This window comes from Rhizobium sp. 01T417, from assembly GCF_056398905.1.
The window spans coordinates 1-1792 of the sequence record NZ_JBFTQH010000115.1 but is presented as its reverse complement, the minus strand read 5'-3'; the positions used below and the strand labels follow the sequence as shown (position 1 = coordinate 1792).

At 59.2% G+C, this 1792-nt stretch carries 3 protein-coding genes; all 3 read right to left on the bottom strand.

Features of this window, described 5'->3' with window-relative positions; genetic code table 11:
• Nucleotides 1–508 (bottom strand): MFS transporter (locus AC1DPR_RS31785; RefSeq protein ID WP_477817998.1); only part of this gene is annotated, 508 nt, incomplete at its 3' end.
• A complete protein-coding gene (locus tag AC1DPR_RS31780) occupies nt 505–1317 on the bottom strand; it encodes a carboxymuconolactone decarboxylase family protein (RefSeq protein WP_477817997.1) in 813 nt (270 codons plus the stop codon). The genes AC1DPR_RS31785 and AC1DPR_RS31780, both read right to left, overlap by 4 nt.
• Nucleotides 1295–1789 carry a (R)-mandelonitrile lyase gene (locus AC1DPR_RS31775; RefSeq protein WP_477106156.1) on the bottom strand — a complete coding sequence of 165 codons (495 nt, stop codon included), beginning with the start codon at nt 1787–1789 and terminating at the stop codon, nt 1295–1297. Before AC1DPR_RS31775 ends, AC1DPR_RS31780 begins: the two co-directional genes overlap by 23 nt.
• Nucleotides 1790–1792 lie beyond the last annotated feature (3 nt).

Here is a 1792-nt window from a genome sequence, read left to right as displayed (position 1 = left end):
AAAATATCCAGCGCCAATCGACGGCCGCCAAGAATCCTCCAATCACTGGCCCGGACGTGGAGGCGACTGCACCTCCCATCGCCCATAGGGCAATGGCACGTGCGCGTTGGTCAGGATCTTCATACCCTTGTCGAATCAACGCCATAGAGGAAGGCATCATCAAGGCGGCACCGAGGCCCTGGCAAACGCGTGCGGCTATCAAGACGTGCAGCGTAGGGGCGAGAGCACAGCCCAAGGACGAAAGTATGAAGATGACCAATCCCGAGCCGAACCCTAAACGTGTACCGAGGCGGTCGGACAAAGCACCAGCCGAAAGCAAGAGAGCAGCGAACGCCAAGGTGTAGCTATCCAAGACCCACTGCAAGCCGCGCATGTCAGCATCGAAGTCTCGACCCAGTGTCGGCAAGGCGACGTTAACAATGACGGCGTCCAGCGTGATGATGAAGAAGCCAGAAGACGCCACGATCAGCGTTGACCATCCACTGCGTGAACGGACTTGCGGGGTCACTTGGCGCCGGCTGCGGAAACAAGTTGCCGATCCAGGGCCTGGCGAGCGCGACGCGCGTTCTCGGCGCTCACGCGCTCAGYCAGGACCCGAGTGACTTCACGAAGTTGTCCGGCAGTCAGACCTACATTCATGCTGATGCGCATATGCGCCTGCAATTGCGCTTCGGCTCCTGGAAGAGCGGACAACATGCCGATGGTGGCAAGCTCTCGGCTCTGCCAGTCGAGATTGTTTCGCTCGAAGATGTCACCGAATAGGTGTGACTTGAGGTATTCGTCGATTGCCGGAGCAAAGTCGAAGAGTGGCCCCTCGACCGGCGCCCCGGACAGTTTGGTCTGATTCGCTGTTCCGGCAGCCAGCAATGCGTCGCCCTTGGGGATGGGAGCGCTCGGGTCGTTTCCCGTTGCGTCATGAACTCCGCCCTGCTTGCGTGTTTCCACGACCTTCATCAGTTCGCCGAGAGCGTTCAGACTCCGAGGAAATCCCGCGTACGCGTATAGCTGCACCAGGATCTCCTTGGCGTCGCTAATCGTCAGGCCGCCATCCAGCCCTTGGTTCAAGGCGGTATTGAGGCTGCCAATGTCTCCTGCCGCAGCGAACGCGGCGATCGGAATAATGGCCTGCTGCCGCACCGTAAGGGTTTCGGAGATCGTGGAGTTTGTCGTGTTAGACAGTGCTTGATTCATATTCCGAGGTTCCTGCGCATTCGCGCTTCGTTCAGTAAAGATCCACCCAGATGCGGACAGCAAAACACCTAGCATCATCAGCTTAAGGTGCTGAGAGGGATTCTTAGCGAGCGTTGTATTGGTCATCGGTGACCTTCTCCATCCACGTGACGTTATTCCCTTCAACAGTGCCCGTTATCGCGAGATGGGTCATCGCGGCGCCGCTGGAAGCGCCGTGCCAGTGCTTGACGCCGGGCGGGCACCAAACTACGTCGCCCGGTCGAATCTCCCGGATTGGCTTACCCCACTCTTGGGTCAGGCCGACTCCAGACACGACCCAAAGGCGCTGGCCGGCCGGATGGGTGTGCCAGGCAGATCGAGCGGAAGGCTCGAAGGTGACAAGACCGCCTGAGGCATTGATGCTCTTGTCGGCTGGCCAGACAGGTTCAACGCGCACGCGTCCAGTGAAAAAATCGGGTGATCCAGCGACTGAGCGTTGCGTCCCTGCAGGGGTGATATGTTGGGCTTCCGCTGACTCGTCTGCGCGCGCCCGGTTTGCAACAGCAGACACAGCGAGAAGGGCCGCTGCACATGCAACTCGTTTCGAGATGAGGTCCATGAT